Annotated in this window: 23 protein-coding genes and 1 tRNA gene; 17 read left to right on the plus strand and 7 right to left on the minus strand. The window is 35.6% G+C overall.

Translation table 11 applies throughout. The annotated features are described in order from the left end of the window. On the plus strand, nucleotides 1–471 hold a 471-nt coding region (locus M899_RS05640; protein ID WP_021270465.1), incomplete at its 5' end, for a YdeI/OmpD-associated family protein. Here the strand turns inward: M899_RS05640 and M899_RS05645 are convergent. Continuing rightward, entirely contained in the window at nucleotides 437–991 is a 555-nt protein-coding gene (locus M899_RS05645) for an ATPase AAA (protein ID WP_021270469.1), read from the minus strand. The genes M899_RS05640 and M899_RS05645 overlap by 35 nt on opposite strands. A gap of 84 nt (nucleotides 992–1,075) precedes the next feature. Here M899_RS05645 and M899_RS05650 point away from each other — a divergent pair, with 84 nt between their 5' ends. Genes M899_RS05650 through M899_RS05660 form a run of 3 tightly spaced genes read left to right on the plus strand, consistent with a single transcriptional unit; the run spans nucleotide 1,076 to nucleotide 3,586 of the window. After that, nucleotides 1,076–1,657 (plus strand): redoxin domain-containing protein, encoded by a 582-nt coding sequence (locus M899_RS05650; RefSeq protein WP_021270454.1) that lies wholly within the window; start codon nucleotides 1,076–1,078, stop codon nucleotides 1,655–1,657. 52 nt (nucleotides 1,658–1,709) lie between these two features. Next, entirely contained in the window at nucleotides 1,710–3,113 is a 1,404-nt protein-coding gene (locus tag M899_RS17565) for a DNA-3-methyladenine glycosylase 2 family protein (RefSeq protein WP_052610317.1), read from the plus strand. Further along, nucleotides 3,110–3,586, plus strand: coding sequence for a methylated-DNA--[protein]-cysteine S-methyltransferase (locus M899_RS05660; RefSeq protein ID WP_021270461.1), 477 nt, complete (start codon nucleotides 3,110–3,112; stop codon nucleotides 3,584–3,586). The genes M899_RS17565 and M899_RS05660 overlap by 4 nt, the downstream gene beginning before the upstream one ends. A 4-nt stretch (nucleotides 3,587–3,590) precedes the next feature. Here M899_RS05660 and M899_RS05665 read toward each other — a convergent pair whose 3' ends face one another. After that, nucleotides 3,591–3,890 carry a DUF1330 domain-containing protein gene (locus M899_RS05665; protein WP_021270458.1) on the minus strand — a complete coding sequence of 100 codons (300 nt, stop codon included), beginning with the start codon at nucleotides 3,888–3,890 and terminating at the stop codon, nucleotides 3,591–3,593. A 232-nt stretch (nucleotides 3,891–4,122) separates the two neighbouring features. Here M899_RS05665 and M899_RS18335 point away from each other — a divergent pair, with 232 nt between their 5' ends. The 5 genes from M899_RS18335 to M899_RS05685 are packed head-to-tail and all read left to right on the plus strand — an operon-like array spanning nucleotide 4,123 to nucleotide 7,516. Then, nucleotides 4,123–4,281 (plus strand): hypothetical protein, encoded by a 159-nt coding sequence (locus tag M899_RS18335; RefSeq protein ID WP_021270483.1) that lies wholly within the window; start codon nucleotides 4,123–4,125, stop codon nucleotides 4,279–4,281. 14 nt (nucleotides 4,282–4,295) lie between these two features. Further along, nucleotides 4,296–4,958 (plus strand): hypothetical protein, encoded by a 663-nt coding sequence (locus tag M899_RS05670; protein ID WP_021270464.1) that lies wholly within the window; start codon nucleotides 4,296–4,298, stop codon nucleotides 4,956–4,958. 54 nt (nucleotides 4,959–5,012) lie between these two features. Beyond that, entirely contained in the window at nucleotides 5,013–5,384 is a 372-nt protein-coding gene (locus tag M899_RS05675; RefSeq protein ID WP_021270480.1) for a tRNA-binding protein, read from the plus strand. 24 nt (nucleotides 5,385–5,408) lie between these two features. Continuing rightward, nucleotides 5,409–6,278, plus strand: a complete 870-nt coding sequence (locus M899_RS05680) for an ABC transporter ATP-binding protein (RefSeq protein ID WP_021270471.1) — start codon at nucleotides 5,409–5,411, stop codon at nucleotides 6,276–6,278. After that, entirely contained in the window at nucleotides 6,275–7,516 is a 1,242-nt protein-coding gene (locus M899_RS05685) for an ABC transporter permease (protein WP_021270479.1), read from the plus strand. The genes M899_RS05680 and M899_RS05685 overlap by 4 nt, the downstream gene beginning before the upstream one ends. 24 nt (nucleotides 7,517–7,540) lie before the next feature. Here the strand turns inward: M899_RS05685 and M899_RS05690 are convergent, their stop codons facing one another. Then, nucleotides 7,541–8,059, minus strand: a complete 519-nt coding sequence (locus M899_RS05690) for a GNAT family N-acetyltransferase (RefSeq protein WP_081653746.1) — start codon at nucleotides 8,057–8,059, stop codon at nucleotides 7,541–7,543. A gap of 54 nt (nucleotides 8,060–8,113) precedes the next feature. Here M899_RS05690 and M899_RS18340 point away from each other — a divergent pair, with 54 nt between their 5' ends. From M899_RS18340 to M899_RS05705, 4 genes are read left to right on the plus strand one after another with little or no spacing between them, the layout of a single operon-like run. Beyond that, on the plus strand, nucleotides 8,114–8,254 hold the full coding sequence (locus M899_RS18340; protein WP_155897103.1) for a hypothetical protein: 141 nt from the start codon (nucleotides 8,114–8,116) through the stop codon (nucleotides 8,252–8,254). Next, complete coding sequence (locus tag M899_RS05695) at nucleotides 8,248–8,493, plus strand: SDR family NAD(P)-dependent oxidoreductase (RefSeq protein WP_021270470.1); 246 nt, start codon at nucleotides 8,248–8,250, stop codon at nucleotides 8,491–8,493. The genes M899_RS18340 and M899_RS05695 overlap by 7 nt, the downstream gene beginning before the upstream one ends. A gap of 47 nt (nucleotides 8,494–8,540) precedes the next feature. Continuing rightward, complete coding sequence (locus tag M899_RS05700; protein ID WP_021270463.1) at nucleotides 8,541–8,891, plus strand: PadR family transcriptional regulator; 351 nt, start codon at nucleotides 8,541–8,543, stop codon at nucleotides 8,889–8,891. Further along, on the plus strand, nucleotides 8,875–10,041 hold the full coding sequence (locus tag M899_RS05705; RefSeq protein WP_021270484.1) for a hypothetical protein: 1,167 nt from the start codon (nucleotides 8,875–8,877) through the stop codon (nucleotides 10,039–10,041). Before M899_RS05700 ends, M899_RS05705 begins: the two co-directional genes overlap by 17 nt. Nucleotides 10,042–10,203: 162 nt before the next feature. Here M899_RS05705 and M899_RS05710 read toward each other — a convergent pair. Next, nucleotides 10,204–10,279 (minus strand) — tRNA-His (locus M899_RS05710). A gap of 175 nt (nucleotides 10,280–10,454) precedes the next feature. Between M899_RS05710 and M899_RS05715 the strand changes: the two genes are divergently transcribed. Continuing rightward, nucleotides 10,455–11,069 (plus strand): hypothetical protein, encoded by a 615-nt coding sequence (locus M899_RS05715; protein ID WP_021270487.1) that lies wholly within the window; start codon nucleotides 10,455–10,457, stop codon nucleotides 11,067–11,069. 7 nt (nucleotides 11,070–11,076) lie between these two features. Next, the gene (locus M899_RS05720; protein ID WP_021270474.1) at nucleotides 11,077–11,853 is read left to right on the plus strand and encodes an HAD family hydrolase; all 777 of its coding nucleotides are present in this window, start codon (nucleotides 11,077–11,079) and stop codon (nucleotides 11,851–11,853) included. On the opposite strand, the gene M899_RS05725 is transcribed toward M899_RS05720, so the two are convergent. After that, nucleotides 11,829–12,911, minus strand: coding sequence for an RluA family pseudouridine synthase (locus M899_RS05725; RefSeq protein ID WP_021270482.1), 1,083 nt, complete (start codon nucleotides 12,909–12,911; stop codon nucleotides 11,829–11,831). The genes M899_RS05720 and M899_RS05725 overlap by 25 nt on opposite strands. A gap of 9 nt (nucleotides 12,912–12,920) precedes the next feature. Continuing rightward, on the minus strand, nucleotides 12,921–15,113 hold the full coding sequence (locus tag M899_RS05730) for a serine protein kinase PrkA (RefSeq protein ID WP_021270475.1): 2,193 nt from the start codon (nucleotides 15,111–15,113) through the stop codon (nucleotides 12,921–12,923). A gap of 87 nt (nucleotides 15,114–15,200) precedes the next feature. On the opposite strand from M899_RS05730, the gene M899_RS05735 reads away from it, so the two are divergent. Together M899_RS05735 and M899_RS05740 are read left to right on the plus strand one after the other, a co-directional pair. Beyond that, on the plus strand, nucleotides 15,201–16,433 hold the full coding sequence (locus M899_RS05735; RefSeq protein ID WP_021270478.1) for a hypothetical protein: 1,233 nt from the start codon (nucleotides 15,201–15,203) through the stop codon (nucleotides 16,431–16,433). Next, a complete protein-coding gene (locus M899_RS05740) occupies nucleotides 16,426–17,307 on the plus strand; it encodes a hypothetical protein (protein WP_021270456.1) in 882 nt (293 codons plus the stop codon). The genes M899_RS05735 and M899_RS05740 overlap by 8 nt, the downstream gene beginning before the upstream one ends. On the opposite strand, the gene M899_RS05745 is transcribed toward M899_RS05740, so the two are convergent. Beyond that, the gene (locus M899_RS05745; protein WP_155897105.1) at nucleotides 17,302–18,399 is read right to left on the minus strand and encodes a hypothetical protein; all 1,098 of its coding nucleotides are present in this window, start codon (nucleotides 18,397–18,399) and stop codon (nucleotides 17,302–17,304) included. The two genes, M899_RS05740 and M899_RS05745, sit on opposite strands and share 6 nt — an antisense overlap. Nucleotides 18,400–18,401: the final 2 nt, after the last annotated feature.

Here is an 18,401-nt window from a genome sequence, read left to right on the forward strand (position 1 = left end):
AGTTGGGGAAAACCCTGTTATTCATTTGAAGGTGGAAATGTCGTTGTTATTCAGGCCTTTAAGAAATACTGCGCACTTCTTTTCTTTAAAGGTGCACTTTTAAAAGATTCAAATAATATTCTTGTAAAAACTGGTGAAAATACAGAATCTGGACGCCAGATTCGTTTTGAAAATGTTGATGAAGTTACAAAGAGAAAAAGCATTATCAAAAAATATATTAAAGAGGCCATTAAAAACGAAAAGGCCGGTTTAAAAGTAGAAGTTGATAAAACAAAATTTGAAATGCCATCAGAATTTAAAAAGGCCACAAGCAAAAATGCTGCTTTGAAGAAGGCCTTTAATGCCCTCACCCGAGGAAGACAAAGGGCCTACTATATTTACTTTTCTTCGGCGAAACAATCAAAAACCATTGAAGCACGTGTTGAAAAATGCACACCTATGATTCTTGCTGGCAAAGGGCTTCACGATTAATTTTTTGAAGAAAGTTTCTTATATCTCGTCTGGATTTTAAGTGATGAAATTTAATATGAGAAAGTTTTGGGTCACTCATTCTGTGAGTGTAACGTTCTCTATTCGTTTTATAGGTTTTTAATGCCCAAAGGGTAACGGACTCTTTAGAGAAAAGCATCTTAAAGCTTTCTCTATTATTGAGGCCTTCCCAGATGATTTCTTTTGTTAGCGCCCTTTTAAATGATCTTGAAAAATTTTGATAAAGAGTCAACCACAATGGGAGGTCGATCCATATCACAGTATCGGCCTTTGGCCATGTGAGGTGATGGGTTCGCCCATAGTTTCCATCAATAATCCAAGAATCATTTTTCAATGAGTTTTCAATGGCGCTAAAGAATTCAGAATCTTCTTTAATTTCCCAATTGTCTTTGAATTGCAGGGCATCTAACTGGAAATGAGGGATACTTAACTTTTTTGAAAGCTTATTTGCAAAAGTTGATTTCCCGCTACCAGATGTTCCGATGACTAAAATTTTCTTCATATCTTAATTCTTAGCAAAAAAATTACAAAAAGATAATACACAGAAAAATGAGTTCAAGGATATAATCTTAAAAAGGAGTGAATTATGTTTAAAAAAATAGGATTGATATTATTTGCCTTAATTGGCATTTCTACTTATGCCGGAAACGACATTGAAGGAGTTAAGGTTGGCGCCAATACTCCAGTTAAAGAATTGAAAACCATTTCAGGTAAGAAGTTGAACTTAGTCGATAATACAAAGAATTATGTTCTAGTATTCTACAGAGGCTCTTGGTGCCCATACTGTATGAAGCAACTTGATTCTATTCAATCTGAGGTTGTGCCAAAGCTTGATAAGAAAACGACTCTTGTTGCCATTAGTGTGGATAAGGATTCTGTTGCCAAAAAAATGAAGAAGAAAAGAGATTATAGTTTTGAAGTTGTAAGTGATCCTAAAGCAAGTTCACTTATGGCATTTAAAATTGCAAATAAGCTAGATGATGAACTTGTTGAAAAGTATAAATCTGCCTACAAAATTGATGTTGAGGGAGATTCTGGGGAAAAGCACCATATTGTTGCCCATCCTGGTGTTTTCATCGTTAAAAATGGCAAAATCGTTTTTGCTGACGTTCATACAAATTATAAGGAAAGAACTGAAAACTCTGTGATCTTAAAAGAGTTAAAATAGTAATGTCCGAATATCGCTAGTTTGAACTCTAAAAGTGTTCTATAGTGGGATTATGTTAGAACTTAGTGATAAAGAACTTAAACAAATCATTGCGAGACGTGATCCCAGATATGACGGGCGCTTTTATTTTGGTGTGAAAACAACCAAGATATATTGCCGCCCAGTCTGTCCAGCAAGACCCAAACCTGAAAATATCATCATTTTTAGAAGTCATTCCGAAGCCGAAGGTCATCACTATAGACCTTGTAAGAGATGCCGCCCAGATATGTATCCGGGTCAGAAGAGTTTTGATGAAAAATATGCGCTAGTATCTAAGGCCCTTGATTATATAGAGTCTGGTGAAGATACAAGTCTAGAAGAGCTCTCTGATCTACTGCATATTTCTTCAAGACATCTTAGAAGGCTATTTACAGAATATCTTGGTGCAACTCCAATACACGTTCTTAATTCGAGAAGGCTGCATCTTGCTAAAAAGTTTCTTCTTGAAACCAATCGTCCTATAACTGAAATTGCTTTTGCTGTTGGGTTTAATTCATTGCGAAGATTTAATGAGGCCTTCAAAGACCTTTATCAAATAAACCCTTCAACAATGAGAAAAGAAGACAAAAGTTTTTCGAGAAATGACAATGATTTAAAATTTGAACTGCATGTTAGAAGGCCCTATGATTGGGACTATGTCATTCATTATTTAGATAAGCATCTTAGTTTTGGTGTCGAGGTCGTAAAAGATGGCACCTATTCTCGCTACCTCTTAAATGAAGAAGGTGAACTTGGTCTAATTGCTGTGAGTTTTGATTCTAAGAGAGAAGTTATTCTTTTGGAGATGACAAACCTCGCTTTGACAGACGTTAAGATACAGCTTCCTCGCATTAAGAGACTCTTGGATGTTGATCACAATCCTAGTTTCATTCCAACGAATAAAATGAAAGAAAGAAGTCTAAGAGTTGTTTCACATTTTGATTCTTATGAAATAGCAGTCTCTATAATTCTAGGGCAGCTTGTTTCAACTAAGCAGGCAAAAAAGAAATTTGAAGAACTGGTAAGAGCATTTGGCAATAAAGTTGAAAATAATCTTAATAACGATGAAGTGATTTTATTTCCATACCCTGACGTTTTAATGAATGCTGAAATTGAAAAAATTGGTGTCACTAAAGTAAAGACCCATGCCATTCGCGATTTATCTAAAAAAATTGTAGAAAAAGAAATAGAGCTTTCCTATCTAAAGGATATTGAGCAAACGAAGAAAAAACTTCTTGAAATCAAAGGTATCGGCAAGTGGAGTGCTGAACTTATGGCCATGAGGTGCCTGGGGGATGTGAATGCCTTTGCTGATACGGATCTCTTTATAAAAAGGGCCATTGATAGAAAACTTGTTAATCAAAGAGAATGGGACGGTGTGCGCTCATACTTATGTCATCATATATGGCGCGATCTTGGAGAGAGGTTATCTAAATGAATGAAGTACAAATGAAATGCGAAACGACTATTGGAACAATCTTTATAAGTGCAACGAGTGACTATATTACAAGAATATTTTGGACTAAGGCCCCTGTCTCATTTGTCTCATTAGATTCTCGCACTAAAGAAGCTATCCTAATAAAGAAGGCCAAGAAGCAAATTGATGAATATCTGGCGGGAAAAAGAAAAGAATTTGATCTTCCTATCTTTTATGAAGGAACTACTTTTCAAAAAGAAGTGTGGCGTGAGCTTTGTAATATTCCATACGGCAAGACGATTAATTACTCAGAACTTGCAATAAAAGTTAAAAGACCTAAAGCGGTTAGGGCCGTGGGCTCAGCAAATGGAAAAAACCCTTTAAGTATTGTTGTTCCTTGCCATAGAGTTATCGGTAAGAGTGGGGAACTCTCTGGATATGCCGGAGGAGTGAAGATAAAAGAGGCCCTTCTAAAATTAGAGGGCCTTAAATAAAAGATTAACCTCTATTGTATGTGGCCATAATTGTCGTGGCCGCAACAGAATGAGCAAAATACTTTTCTTTAATTTCAATATACTTCTTACCTGCGAAGAAATTATTCATTTCTTCTTCGCTCGGAAAGAAAATCGTAAAAACGCGGTTAATTTTATTTTCCGATTCTGTTTTAAGAACTTCCGCTATTTTGAAATCATATCCAAAACCACCACCAATAGAATTAAGGATGGGAGTCATTTCTTTTCTGTAGTTTGTATAGTCTTCATCATTTGTGACGTTAAGGCCTACTAGCATTTCAATCATTGTTATTCCTTAGTTATTGCTTCTAGAGGTTGCTCCTAATTTGTTGATGAGTCAAGATGAAGGAATCTTGATCTACAAAGACTGAAAGATGCTCTAAGATTAAGAAAATTTTATTCTTCATCATTTTTATATGTTCTTTTTACAATTCTTTTTTTGTTAATTGGCTAATTGAAATCATCGCTCTAGTTCATTAGATTTAGTATATCGTAATGTATGTAACCAAGAAGTATATTTGAAATCTTGTATACAAAAGACAGATGGTGGGAGAACATGTACTGCAGCCAATATTAGACCAGGTGGTAGATATATTGGTTCATTTGCTTGTTCATCTACTGGACGCTACGAGTGGAATAGTTGTACAGGCGGGCGTTCAGAATGTGGAAATTGGTAAGGTAAAATAGGTCATTGAAAAATTTATTTGTTTTTATATTTTGTCTTATTGCTGGCCTTGCTGTCTTTTTAAGAAACTCTTTTAAAGAGGCACAAGGTCTATCAAAAGTCTCGTCTATAGAGAAATTATTAGTTTCTAATAATGACATATCTCTTCCTACCACATCCCAGTCTCAGCAGAATAATTCTAACAAAAAAATAATAAAGAACTCTGTTGAATATAAATTCGATGGAGGTATTCCTAAAGGTTTGTCTCCCAATGCTGAAAATGTTCGAAAAGTCGTTCTAACTACTTTTGAGGACAGAGAAGTATATAACGATTTTCTAAATCAATATGATTCTTGGAATTCTGAGGATGCTACAGCTGATGAAAAGCTTTTTTTGATTGAAGTTATGTTTGCCAACTCTGATTTTGATCGGGCCGAGGGACTATTGAATGATTTTATAGATCAGAAAAACCTAAATACATTATCAAAGGCATTAGTCGTTTCAGATTTTATTTACAAATTTTCCAATAAGTATGATGATCTTAATACTAAAGAAATACGAAACATATTATTAGAACGGGCCATTTCTATACTCGAAAATGAAATTAAGCTTCTTGAATTTCAATCGAACAATGATCTAGTTCAAAAGTATCAGGCGAAGCTTATAGAAATAGAAGAAGCTCTAAAATAATAGAGCTGATAATGAAATCGCTTAAATTACATACAAAAGAAAGATGGGTATGCTATGCACATAGATTTTAGTTCCGAAAGTGGTTCTGCAGCAGAGATTAGCTTTAATCAGTTTTTAGACGTTGATATGAGAATCGGTGAAGTTATTGAAGCCCTCGACTTTCCTGAGGCCAAAAATCCAAGTTATAAATTGAAAATCGATTTTGGCAAAGGTGTTGGAGTCAAAAAGTCTAGTGCACAAATAACAGTCCATTATTCAAAAGAAAGTCTGATTGGGAAAAAGGTTTTGGCCGTAGTGAACTTCCCTCCAAGACAAATCGGGAAGTTTATGTCTGAAGTTCTTGTCATGGGATTTTCAGATACAAATAATAATATTGTTCTGTTTAATCTGGATAAAGAAGTTCCAAACGGGGCGAGATTGCATTAGGAAGGATAGATTTTTAACAACGAAATGAATAACGTAATTGAGATTAAAAACTTCAGTAAGACCTTTAATTCATTCCTAGCAGTGAACAATGTTGAATTGTCAGTAAGAAGGGGCACTGTCTTTGGACTTCTTGGACCTAATGGTGCGGGAAAAACAACAATTATTAAGGCCATGACTGGAAGACTATCTTTTTCAGAAGGAGAAATTTTTATTCTCAATCTTGATGTCTGTAAAGATATCAAAAAGATTCATCAATTAATTGGGGTTGTAGCAGAGGCCCAAAATTTATATGAGCATCTAAGCGTTTGGGAAAATATTGATTTTTTCAGACAGCTGTATAATGTCGACAAAAGTAAAACGAACGAGATTATTGATGCATTATCTCTTAATGAAAAGAGTGATGCAAAAGTGGCCAGTTTGTCTAAAGGATTAAAGCAAAGAGTTCTTCTTGCTCGTTCAATATTACATGCACCACAATTGCTCTTTCTAGATGAACCAACTAGTGGCATAGATCCTGAATCGGCCCTAGAGGTTCATAATTTCATCAACCAGATGAAAGAGTTAGGGACGACAATTTTTCTGACAAGTCATGATATGGAGGAAGTTGATTCACTATGTGATGAAATAGCTTTTATTAATGGTGGAAAAATTGTCGCAACAGGGTCTCCGAAAAAATTGAAGAAAGAGTTTGGAAAAAATGAAATTGAAATAACTTATTTCGATGAAGAGGGAAAAGAAATTTGCGAGACTTTTCCTATGGATGATAGTGATGTATTTGTAAAAATTGGAAATATTCACAAAACTAAAAAAGTAGTGTCTCTGCATACAAAAGAAGCTTCCATGAAGGATGTCTTCTTGTCCCTCGTAAAAAATGGGCAAGGGGAGCTTAAATGAGAGCATATATTCTTCGCGCCATTATAAAGAGAGATTTAAAAGAAACTTTCCGAAATCCTCAGACTCTTATCATTGTTGGGATTACTGTTGGAATTAATATATTTATGTCATTTGCGATTTCAAGGCCTTTGTGGGTTATGACCTTTTCTATGTCGCTCGTTATGATTGGATTTACTTTGACTTCTTTTATTGTAACTGAAGAAAAAGACAAGAGAACTCTTGAAGCATTATTAGTTTCTCCAGCAAGTTACAACGAGATATTATTTGGAAAGCTGTTTTTGACATTTTCATTAACGATTTTAATTTCATTAGCTTTAATTTTCTCATTACACTTCAGTGAAGTATCGATTATTCATACATTATTATCCGTTCCTATTGGGGCCTTGATCATTTGTTTATTTGGAATGGTTGTAGGACTAATTTGTCCTTCTGTGGCCGCACTAAGTGGTATTGGAACAATTCTAATGTTGACACTTTTTTTACCTGAAATACTTGCGTCAACAAATGACTATGTTGGATACATTGCGAGGGCCTTGCCAACTCATCACGTAATTCAAATATCGAGCTTAGGAAAAGATGGATTTAGCTCAACAGTGCTCATGCATTATGCTGTATTAATACTGAGTCTTATTGTCACAATTTTTTGGGTGCGAAGCTTTATTAAGACATCTTCCAAGCAAGAAAGTAGAAGTTGGAAATTTGACTGGTCGAACAAAATCCATACGCTACTACTGCTGTTTGTCTTATTTCTAAGCTCTTTCCTATTTCTACCTTATCGCAGTGAAGTCATTATGGAGAATGGAATCTCCAAGTATTTCAATGCCAAATACCAGATTTCAATGCCAATTAATGAAAAAGAATTTGATATAAGAGAGTTTAGTTTTCAAAATAAATTCGTGGCCATGTTTAAAATGAGATCATCACTCGATGATCATATTTTCCTTACCATAAAAAAGAGAAATAAAGACCAACAAGAGCAAGATGGTGTAAAGCAGCTTCTTGATGATCTTACCAAAGAAAATGTACTTAATCCTAAGGTTGAAAGAATTAATACATCTAATGGACTTGTTGCCAGCAAAATAACCTATGAATCTAAAAGTGGAAATGTCTTATATTATCTGTTTAACAGCGATAAATTATCTTATCAGCTCGGTGTAAAAACTTCTGAAAATAGTTCAAATCATAAATATCTTAGTGATCTTCTTAATGGGTATTTTAATGCTATTCAGTTGCATTGATTAAATAAAGAATATCCAATCTTCTTAGCGGTCCCAGTCTTTTTTATGAAGTTCCATGAAAATTTCCATATATTTGTCATCTAATTCTCTACGTAACTCTTTAAAACCTAATCGTTTGTAAACCTTTATCCCGCGAGGATTGATTTCATAAACACTTAATGTAATTACTTTTAGTTCAAGGTTTTTGAACCCATGATCAATTGCAAGTTTCATTGCTTGAGTACCAAAACCTTGATCAAAAAACTTTGGAAGAATTGCAATACGAATATTGCCGATATTATTTTTGATTTCATTAATAACAACTTCGCCAACAAATTCATTTGTCGAATTCTTAATTATTGCAAAATCGGCCCTATCATTTTTATCTTTTAAAGATTGAAGCCACTGGAGCGCTTTCTCTCTTGAAAATGGTTCTAGTTCTTCTCCAGGTTCTGTTGTTTCAGAAACTTTCTGGTCGTTGATGAGTTTTAGATATTCATCGATAAATTTATCACTGAGCTCTTCTAAGGAAATTGTGTAGTCATTTGGCATTGTTCTTCTCATTTAAAGTTCTCAATTAGTTTATAACATAACGGAAATTATTGAAAGATTGGGATGATGTCCGAATACCGCAAGCTGTGGTTCTATGTTTTAAAGTACTCTTTTAGAAAAGGAGCGGAGAAAGTTTACGCAACATCTCGCTCGAAAACTTCCAATCTTGAAATTGAAGACGGAAGAGTCAATCATCAGCAATGGTAAATATTGTTTCAATCGCTGCCTACTCAAATTTCCCTTTTATTGCTGGCTATTCTGCTTCTAAAGCGGCCCTTTATTCAGCCACTCAAGCAGCACTAATCGAACTTTCAAAAAAGGGCATAGCTGTTTTCTCAGTTAACCCTGGGGCCATAGATACTGACATGAATAAAGGGAGTGATATGGAAATGACCTCGATCGAGAAAGCGGAACTATCTGCAATCACTGGAATTATCTCAAATTGATTTTAGAATATACCTAGATGTCCGATACATAGATATACGAGGTATATATGGAATTTAATAAAGAACTAATTAAAGGGAATCTCATCACAATTATCCTCAGTACATTGAGTGAAAAAGAAATGTATGGATATGAGATTATTAAAACCTTAGATGATTCTTCTAATGGTGTTTTTAAAATGAAAGAGGGAACTCTTTATCCACTTTTGCACGGCCTTGAGTTTGAGGGGTATATTAAGTCAAGTGAGAGGAAATCGGATAACGGAAGAAAAAGAAAATACTATAAAATTACAAAAGCAGGTTTGAAACGTCTCGAAGACAAAAAGAAAGAGTGGACTGCTTTTAAAGAATTTGTTGATCAACTTGTAGCTAGTGGGATTTCTTATGCATGTCAAAACTAAGATATATCTAAGAGAGTCATTAAAAGGGATATGGTCACCATTTTTCAGATATAGAATTCGTAAAGAGATTTTCGATCATATTTACGACATGATGGTCGAAGAAGGTTTAAGTGAAGAAATGGCCGTCGCCCGCCTTGGTGAAGCTGTTGAATCCAATTTAATGTATAAAAGCATCATGTATAAAAAATTGAGAAGTGATTTACTTTTCTATGGAAGTCTTTCATGTATCGTTTTCGTTCTATCTATTTTTTCAATTCATAATCAAATTGAAAAATATAATAATTGGAAGATTGGCCAATATAAGAAAATTGAAAAAAAATTTAAAGATGAGGCCCTAAGTTTAAATTATTTTAAAAGAAGTCATGAAAGTCAAAATGCCTCAATATTTATCAACAGCTTGTTTGATAAAAATAATAAGCTCATAAGAGAAGATTTTTTAAACGAGCTTAATCGATTCGATTATTGGGATAGTTCAGAATTCTTTTCAACTTCACTCAATAGTTCATCTAAAATTATTCATTTGTCTAAAGTTGCCAAGAAGCAATTAGAGAAATCAGAAAATAATGACCAAATGAAAAGAGATTATCTAAAAGTTGCTGAGTTGATTTACTCTACAGAGACGATGATTGGTTATCGAGTGGCCAATAATATGATTGATTGGCTTAACTCTAAAGAGAGTGAAAGAGCAATTAGAGTAAGTGGGACAGCATGGGGGCTTTTAAACTTAATGCCTCAAATTGTTGAATTTGAAAAAAGTTTTGCGAATGAAGATTTCTATAAAATTGGCCTTTGTCATCACGCTCATGATTTTTGGTATAGCGATAATCTTTATAGCGAATTTATGAAAGCGTCTTTTCCTTTAGAAAAAGATTGGGCAGAAGAGTTAATTGCTTTTAATAAGATAAAAACAAAAATGAAAAAAGATTGTCGCTTGAGTTTTTTGAAAGTGACAACTGTTCCAGAACCACTCACTGCTAAAATGTTGTGGGTTAATGGCCCAACAGAGAATCGCTCTCTAGGTATATATGAGTTGTTAATGGTGCAAGCTTTGAGAGTGCCTTATTTGAGAAATTTAGCAGGACGTTACCTCATTTATCGAGCTTCTATTTCCATACAAGGTGGCGGCGAGAAGTTTTATGCTCAGAAATGAATGGTGTATTAGTTGATGAGGAGTTCTCGTTTCGCATCCTGCTTCACTCGAAGTTGTTCGGCATCATCTGCTCCTGCAGATGCTGCCTCCAAAAAAAAAGGCCCAGTGGGTTAACTGAGCCTTAATATAAGTCACTCCGAAGAGATCATTATGAAAATTGAATGGGGTGGCTGATGGGACTCGAACCCACGACCAATAGAATCACAATCTACTGCGCTACCGACTGCGCCACAGCCACCATTGATTTTCGTAAGGAGATTTATACGGTCTTTTAGGGGGAGAGTCAATTAAGAAGTTGAAAAAGTTGGTGATGCGGGGCGAATTTTACTGAATATTTTGACGTTTACCGCGTCAAAGATATAGAATATAGGGTGTTATACATTAATCTTCGTCGTCCCAAGGAAGGTGGAAAAATGAAGAAAACAAAACTTGTTTCTATTGCGACTTGCTTACTTGCTGCTACTCAGGCCTTTGGTGTGGGGATGGGGTATTCAAGTTTCCCTCTAATGTCAGACAAAAAACTGATCTCTACTGAAGCTACAGGAGTAACTTCAGATGGTGGTGGTGTTGGTGCACAAGTGCGCTATACATATAAAATGAATCAGATGTTGACTCTTGATGCTGGTCTTGGACTAAGTGGTGGTCAAAGAGATGGACGTATTTTCGTTTCAAGTGACTACGAACTATTTCCAGACTTCATGGATCAACCACGTGTAAGCGTTAAGGCCCAATTCGAAAACACAAAAGAATTCGGTGAAAGAAAAAATATCTTCAGTGTTGCACCTATGGTTTCAAAAGGTTTCAACTTCTGGGGTAAGGAAGCATTTCCATACCTTTCACTACCTGTTGGTTTAAGTCTTAACTCTGACGAGAAGACTTATTCAAGCACTCTTTCTGCAAACCTTGGTATCAATGGAAACATTCCTGTTGAAGGTTACCAACACCTAATGGGTATGGCAGAAGTTCAGGTTGATCTGAAAGATTCATACACTGCATTTGTATTTGGTGTATCGTTCCCAATGAACTAAATTCAAAATGGCCCGGGGGAAAGTCCTGGGCCTTTTTATCAAGGCCAATATGATTCCTAGAGTTGTTTTTTCTGATTTCGATGGCACGCTAACTTCTCATACTGATTTAACGGTGAAATTCTTTGAAATTTTAAACTTACTATCAGACCACAAGATTCCTCTTGTGATCGTGACGGGCAGATCAATTTCATGGGGTCATTTTCTTTTGACTCACTTTCCCCAGCTAAAGCACGTAATCTGTGAAGGTGGCGGTGTTCTTGTAAAGAGAAAACAAGATGGGGTTATTGCTAAAGAACTCTATGTCGATGAAAAAGAAGTGACGAGATTACAAAATTTCACAAAGTCGCTTCTTAAAAAATTTAAAGGCCTTGAGCTATCGGCCGACTCTTTAGGAAGACTTACTGATAGAGCAATTGAACTTTCTGATCTTATGATCGATGTCGATCGCATGAAAGATATTAAGACATTTATGGACAAAGAAAATGTGAACTATTCACAGTCTAATGTTCACTTAAATTTCTGGTGTGGTGAGATTTCAAAATATAAATCAGTTTCTGAGTTTATGAAAAAATACTACAAAGAATACTCGCTAGAGCAGACGATTTTCTTTGGGGATTCCATGAATGATGAATCAATGTTTAAAGACCTGCCTCACACAGTAGGGGTTTCTAATATCAAAGAAGTTCTTAAAAAATTAAATTATGAGCCATCAGTAGTTTTAACAGGCGAAGAAAACGCAGGGCCACAAGGCGTTTATAATCACTTAGAATCTCTGTTAAAGTAATCATCAATTCCCGCAAATAATCTTTCGTGAAGGTCATCCATACTAATTGAAGTATGGGTGACAAGCCAATGTTCTAAATCTTTAGGAATATGAGATTTAAAAATGCGCTCGCCATTTTTATATGGAATTTTAATTGAAATGGCGTGAAGAGCGTGACGAGAAATCTGCATAAGTTCGTGATCTTCTGTAGACGCCAACAAATCTTTAAAGCGTTGAAACATTTTAAAATTTCCAAGATAGAGTTTGTCTCCCAAAAGTGGAAGTCCTCTAACCATGGCATGCACGCGAATCTGGTGCTGTCTTCCCGTTTGAGGAAAAGCAAGTCCCATAACGTATTTACCTTCTCTGTGAACAACTTTAAAAAGAGTGCGAGCGTGTTTACCTTCTGTTGAATCTTCAGGATAGTGAAGAATGAGAACGCGCTTTAGGCCACGTTTTTCAAATGATCCAAGTCGTTCATTCGATTCAAATTCCATATCTCCGTTATATTCATCATTGGCGATAGCAATAAAGAAGTAGCACTTTCTCACGCGATCATTGATAAAGTGTTCACCCATGATATTTGAAATTTTAGGATTTTTTCCAAGAACCAATATTCCCGAAGTCTCACGATCAAGTCTGTGTACAGAGTGAATCGTTTTGCCATCGCGGTTTTCGTAAACAACTGTCGCACAGTTAAAAAGATGTTTACCCGTTGGGTGAGTGGACATGTACGGCGGTTTTGAGATAACGATAAGTTCATCATCTTCAAATACAATCTCCGGACTTTTATCTAATTCTAATTTCTCGCCATCCCAAAACTCATCTTCATGGCCATCATCTTTGATCACGATAGTAATATGCTCTTTATAGTGAACTAAAGTCGAAGGCCTCTGCTTACCAGGGCGACCTTCGATTATGATACTTCCATCTGTGATTTTCTTTTTAACGTTTTGGCGAGACCAAGAGGACAGATAGATTTGCATAAATTGGTCGAGGCGCATGGATTCCTGCTCTTCCTCGACTTCATATGTGGCCGTATAGACCTCTGTCCCAAAATGCTTTTTTACTATGCTCATGATCTCTATCTAATAACGTTCTTTAATAATGAACTTTATTAGCTGAAGTGCACCGTTTTGTGAATATCCATATTTGTCAGTTAGGTTCTGTAGCACAGTCTTAATTTGTTCTTTTGCATCTTCAGAAATCATCTCTCTACTGTGGGTGTTGGCCTCACTGCGCTCAGCCTCAAAGAAAACCAGGTGCTTAGAGATCTCTTGGATCGCCTTTTTCTGCTCGTTTCTAAATGATTCTTGTAGTCTGTTCACAACGTCAGGAAAAACTGTCTTGTAGACAATTGAAGTCCCTGGGTTATCCAGATAATAGGCCCCAAGCTTTGAAATTAAATATGATCTGAAGTTATCTGCGTTTTCTTTTAGATTGATATTAGATTCAAATTCACGAATAAAATATTCGTCACACTCCTCAAATTTGCCAGTAATAGTATTTTTGATTTTCTCGCCCTTAATAAGAGCATTAACGTTCTCAATGTAGCGCTTTAAATAGTCTTCGTAGCTTCTGTCATCAACAAGGCCAAGACTTGATCTTAAGTCTCTGTCAAAAATATCTAGCATTTCTGTTTTAATCAGTTCGAGAAACTTTGTCGGATTGTGATAGTCCCCATGTGGAGTCATATTCAAAAAATCATAATCATTCTTTTTCTGAATGAGTCTTTCGAGATACTCTAATACTTCTACAAATGTAATATTATTATAAATACTAGATAATCTATAAATTACATTTTTAATATCACGAGGCGATATCCCGAATTTTCCCTCGTAAAGATTTTCAAATTCAAACTCGTTTTGAAGTTCATCAACTCCATGTTTAAGAATTTGCTTACTTTCAATATCAAGTCTATTTGGGAGTCTACCATCTGAATAGAGATGAGTTTTCTCAAGGGGGCTAAGTGATGTCACAATAGCAGTAAGTTTATTATCTTTATAGTGTTTGCCCATTGGCGAGCGAAGTCGAGTCATAATCGCAAATAGACATAGGGCCTTAAGAGCGTATGGCTCGAAATTACTCTTGTCCATAAGCCCCTTCACTTGATGTTCGTAAATTTCCATTTCTTGCTTATAGTTTAGAAGATATGGTACACGCACAAAGTTAAAGCGACCTTTAAATGAATTGAAATCTGGGTGCTGCTTAAACGCAGCTAAGTGGATTTCATTTGATGTTCCCACAAAGAAAATATCAAGCTCTGTAAGTATTCCTCCGAGATTAATATCTTTTGTTTCCATTGTTTGAAGAAGATATTTGTAAGTATCCAAAGGTCTTTTTAGAAGATCTGAATATTCAAGAATACCTCTATTTGCATATACAACTTCACCCTGAATTGAATACAAATTTAGAGACTGAAGACTTGGAGGAAGCATTCCAAGTCTCTTATCCATAGTGATTTGTTGCAGTCTGGCATCGACGTGGAGTTGAGGTTCAATTGTAACAGCTCCACTCGAATAGCGCTTAGAAATCATAAAGCGTTCAACGCGAATATGTTTTAAAACTTCGCTATGTTTGCCTTTGTAATTTCTAAGAAGAGCATCGTAGATCATACGATTTCTCTTCGAAAGATCTCCCTTAAAAAGATATGAGCGTTGCACAAGATCTAGTTGTTTTGAATCATTTCTGAAAGTTTCTTCGAAAACTTCTTGTCTATGCTCTCGTGGAATAAGCAGAAGAGGATGATCTTTAAGTTCTGAACTTATAATTGCACTAATGTCTTTATCTTCAAGATAAGCAAAAGTTTTCATCTCTTTTGTTGTTTGTTGATGAGTTAGACCTAAATTACCTTTTATGTAATTATCAATTGGGAAGACCCAACTAAAAGTATAGAGTGCTCCTTCATCTGTATGAGAATATTCTTCAGCACCTTTCATGAGCTTTCGTACTAGGGAGCTTTTCGCTGATCCATTTGGTCCAACAAGAAGAATAAATTTGTTATTGAAACCTTCTTCTTTGAAATTTTTTAAGTTATCTACAATGGCCTCTTGCGTTTTTAGTTGTCCGAAAACTGCAGGAGAGTCAGGATGTTCTTTTTGGAAAAGTTTGTAATGGCCTTGATCATCTTTGCCAAAGTGATCAACCATATTAAGTAGATATTCGTATGTAGGACGACATTCTTTTTGAGGCATTCTCTCAAAGAGTTCCATGTAGTCGTAAAAAGAGAGAGTTTGGCCATGCGGCCCCTGAATATTTTCAGCTTTTTCAATCCAGTCCATAGATTGTTCTCCTCAGAAAATCAAAAGGCATTTGCCCCGTTACAAAGGGGCAATATCTATATATAATTCTAATACTAAAAGGGGTTTATGGGGAAAAAAATCTGGGTAACAGACAGAAGAACTAAGATAATTGTCATTATTACAATGTCATTAGTGCTTATGGGCGTTTTATTCCTCAAAAACTGGAGGCAAAATGTCCCCACTATCAATGAAAAATGGAGTGCAGACACTTCGAGAGCGTTCATCGATTTCTCAAAAAAGGCCCAAACAATGTGGAGCGAGGGGAGAACTCTTATTCCAAAATCTGAGGCCGAGAAAATTTGTCAAAAATCTTGGGAAGGAAAATCTTTTCACGAAAGTTTTCTTCAGTGTAACCCGGATTATTTTTCATGCTTGTTAGAAAATTCAAACTTAGGTGAATTTAACGGCGTGAAAATTAGAAAATCTACAAAGAAATATCAAATGCTCTTGAGTCGAAATCCTCTCAATAGTGAAGGCGGGACTGAATATCAGTTTAATTTTTTAGTTGAACTTCAAGGTCTAAGCGTTGAGAGGTCATTGTACCTACTTGATACTTGTAAAGAAACTTATCTTCCTCAAAGACTTTATGGCCTAAACTCAAGAGAGCAGTCAAAGGTTTGGGAGTGGGATAATTTCAATCGCCATATTTTCATTGATAGACATCTCGTCAATGTTGGCGAGGTGAGAAGATGGAATGAATTATTAAAAAAGAATATTTCGATTCCTAAAAAAGATGATTTCGAGGCAGCTACTTTTTTAAATAAAAATCAAATGCATGATTTTTGTTTTGATCACGGTAAAGAAGTTCTTAGTGCAATGGTTTACGATGCGGCCGTCTTTCATCCTGGTGATTATGAGAATCCACGCTCGCCTTTTTTAAATAGAAGCCGATTCCCGTGGAATAGAAGTAATCTTCAGAATTTTATATTTAAAAAATGGAAGTCAAAAGATTCTAAAATGACGAAAGAGGAATGCGATAAAGTCTATTCAAAAGAATGTAAAGCAATCGTACCATTTAAGCATTCTTCAACTCTTTCAAATTCATGGATTGGACTGTTTGAAGTGATGGGAGGAAGTTTTGAGTATGTTCAAAATAAAGTCGATCCTACAAAAAATTTAATTTTGTCTAGTAAGTATTTCAGTATTGTCTCACGCGTTCACGAAGTTGGCATTCGTGGATTTTGGAGTGGGGAACACTTTGATTTTCAGGCCTTTGATTTTGGAAAATATAAAGATGAAATTGACGATCAAAACGATATTGAAGTTGGATTTCGTTGTATGAGGAGAGTAAATGAATAAAATCTTATCACTCCTTTTTTTATTTCTTCTATCTTTTCAAATGACTGTTGCAAAAGAAGCCTCGAGTTTTTCTGATGTACTTTTTAATCGTATTTATCTTGCAAGTAAATTTGTCACAGAACTGACTGACTCTCTTAATCATTCGGCAATTGTAAAACCGCCAAACACATGGGTAACTCTTGCTCGTTTTGAAGTTGGAGATAAAAAATATTGTCTAACTTATAAAGTCCCTTACGATAATTTGGGAACTATTGAATTGAGGCAAAGTGGTGGAGCCTGTGATCACTTTAACGGAGTGCTCATTCATAAGCTTACAGATGTACAAGATGTGATGATTTTCTTCAAAGAAGTGGAAAATCGTCATATTGCACTTGGTTCAGGTGATGCTTTCACGTTTTATCTTCTCTATGAAAAAGATAAGCAAAAAATGAAAATAGCGGTTCCTCTCCTCGAAATCAAAGGGGCCCGTGAATTTAAACGCTATGGCAATGTGGCGAGAAGTTCTTTTTTACGAGGAGCTTCCTTTAGAAAAGATCCTCGTACAATCTTCAAAGATATCTCTGGAAAGTATGTCGATGAGAAGTCAGTTCTTTGTCATAAAGTTTCAAAAGGCTGCGTGGATACAGGCCCAAATGAGTGTGATAAATGTCCTAATGGTTGGTATGAAGTTGTTGATTACAATTGCAAGCAGGGCGGAACGAAGTTCTGTGCTCCAAGCTATTGTGGAGACAAAGGAGAGCCAGCTTGTCTAAGAGGATTTGAGTTCACTGGAACTGATAGGGATGATCTTTGTATTGCAGATAGCCCTGCGGGATACTGTAGGCCTGGCCTTAAAACATATTGTGACGAAAATAAGATACTCGTTTGTTTATAGAGGAATTCTTTTTCCTAAAAACTTTGCCAACTTCATTTTAAATTTGTCTTCTTTAATGGCATTAATTTTATGAAGGCGAGAGGCATCATGAGAAATATGGCAATCGGATGTTTTTGCAAAAAACTGTGAACATGTTTTCACTGGATTCAAAATTTTTGTTTTTTCAGGAACAATCTTTTTACTAACGGCGTCCACATATACTTTTGCAAGACTGATATACATTCCTTGTCCTTGATTTTGAAGAACTGGAATACCACTAATATTTTGATTTAAATTAAAGGCATCGCCTCCAATAATAAGATCAACAGAACCCGTTGGTAGACGAGAGATAATTTTTTCTAAATCAGCACTACTATCAGCACATTCTATGACCCCAGCTATATGATGTTCTTCATCACTTGGAAGTGGGGAGCATTCAGTTTGTGAATGGACAAGGAGAACCGTAATGTCCACCTTCTGCTCTTTTAGCTCTTTCTTTGCTTTCAAAAAACTGAGAACAGGATCTTCAAAGTAGATGCCGTTAAATTGGATTCCTTTTTTAAATGTCGTTGTTCCAATAATACCAACACGAATGCCATTTTTTTCAATAACTCTGTAGGGAGCTAGGTTTGCGCCCTCTTTATTCTTTCCTGTCGCAATATCCATTATATTACTGGCCACAAAGGGAAGAGGTATTGAATTGGTGATATCAAAATCACTTAATTCATTTTCTGTATAAAGAATAGCATCGTGACCAAGAGACTTATAACTCTCTAGAGTTTTTTCTTTGTCCTCTTTGCCAAGAAGATAACCACCATCAAGCAAGATTAATTCTGAACTGTACTTCTCTCTGAGAGTATTCACATAGAATTGTAAAGTTTCAAATCCACCGATTCTTAGAACGCGTGATTTCGCCACAAGTTCGGTGACTCCTTCATTTTTTCCTAAAAAGCTATTGGTCGAAGCAAAGACGAGCTTCTTAAAGGCATATTCAGGGCGGTCATTTTCTTTCCAATCAGGATAAGAAAACGTTTCATTCGAATATTTGTCCCTAGAACAAGAAGCGCTCCCAAAAAGGAGCGCCATTATAAAAAACAATTTGGTTATTTTCATTT

This window comes from Bacteriovorax sp. BSW11_IV (assembly GCF_000447755.1).
GTDB lineage: Bacteria > Bdellovibrionota > Bacteriovoracia > Bacteriovoracales > Bacteriovoracaceae > BSW11-IV.

What these genes read in the sequence shown, in the direction of transcription:
- M899_RS05645 (WP_021270469.1), bottom strand. Translation starts at nt 991, where the DNA reads ATGAAGAAAATTTTAGTCATCGGAACATCTGGTAGCGGGAAATCAACT.
- M899_RS05650 (WP_021270454.1), top strand. Translation starts at nt 1,076, where the DNA reads ATGTTTAAAAAAATAGGATTGATATTATTTGCCTTAATTGGCATTTCT.
- M899_RS17565 (WP_052610317.1), top strand. Translation starts at nt 1,710, where the DNA reads ATGTTAGAACTTAGTGATAAAGAACTTAAACAAATCATTGCGAGACGT.
- M899_RS05660 (WP_021270461.1), top strand. Translation starts at nt 3,110, where the DNA reads ATGAATGAAGTACAAATGAAATGCGAAACGACTATTGGAACAATCTTT.
- M899_RS05665 (WP_021270458.1), bottom strand. Translation starts at nt 3,890, where the DNA reads ATGATTGAAATGCTAGTAGGCCTTAACGTCACAAATGATGAAGACTAT.
- M899_RS05675 (WP_021270480.1), top strand. Translation starts at nt 5,013, where the DNA reads ATGCACATAGATTTTAGTTCCGAAAGTGGTTCTGCAGCAGAGATTAGC.
- M899_RS05680 (WP_021270471.1), top strand. Translation starts at nt 5,409, where the DNA reads ATGAATAACGTAATTGAGATTAAAAACTTCAGTAAGACCTTTAATTCA.
- M899_RS05685 (WP_021270479.1), top strand. Translation starts at nt 6,275, where the DNA reads ATGAGAGCATATATTCTTCGCGCCATTATAAAGAGAGATTTAAAAGAA.
- M899_RS05690 (WP_081653746.1), bottom strand. Translation starts at nt 8,059, where the DNA reads ATGAGAAGAACAATGCCAAATGACTACACAATTTCCTTAGAAGAGCTC.
- M899_RS18340 (WP_155897103.1), top strand. Translation starts at nt 8,114, where the DNA reads ATGTCCGAATACCGCAAGCTGTGGTTCTATGTTTTAAAGTACTCTTTT.
- M899_RS05695 (WP_021270470.1), top strand. Translation starts at nt 8,248, where the DNA reads ATGGTAAATATTGTTTCAATCGCTGCCTACTCAAATTTCCCTTTTATT.
- M899_RS05700 (WP_021270463.1), top strand. Translation starts at nt 8,541, where the DNA reads ATGGAATTTAATAAAGAACTAATTAAAGGGAATCTCATCACAATTATC.
- M899_RS05705 (WP_021270484.1), top strand. Translation starts at nt 8,875, where the DNA reads ATGCATGTCAAAACTAAGATATATCTAAGAGAGTCATTAAAAGGGATA.
- M899_RS05715 (WP_021270487.1), top strand. Translation starts at nt 10,455, where the DNA reads ATGAAGAAAACAAAACTTGTTTCTATTGCGACTTGCTTACTTGCTGCT.
- M899_RS05720 (WP_021270474.1), top strand. Translation starts at nt 11,077, where the DNA reads ATGGCCCGGGGGAAAGTCCTGGGCCTTTTTATCAAGGCCAATATGATT.
- M899_RS05725 (WP_021270482.1), bottom strand. Translation starts at nt 12,911, where the DNA reads ATGAGCATAGTAAAAAAGCATTTTGGGACAGAGGTCTATACGGCCACA.
- M899_RS05730 (WP_021270475.1), bottom strand. Translation starts at nt 15,113, where the DNA reads ATGGACTGGATTGAAAAAGCTGAAAATATTCAGGGGCCGCATGGCCAA.
- M899_RS05735 (WP_021270478.1), top strand. Translation starts at nt 15,201, where the DNA reads ATGGGGAAAAAAATCTGGGTAACAGACAGAAGAACTAAGATAATTGTC.
- M899_RS05740 (WP_021270456.1), top strand. Translation starts at nt 16,426, where the DNA reads ATGAATAAAATCTTATCACTCCTTTTTTTATTTCTTCTATCTTTTCAA.
- M899_RS05745 (WP_155897105.1), bottom strand. Translation starts at nt 18,399, where the DNA reads ATGAAAATAACCAAATTGTTTTTTATAATGGCGCTCCTTTTTGGGAGC.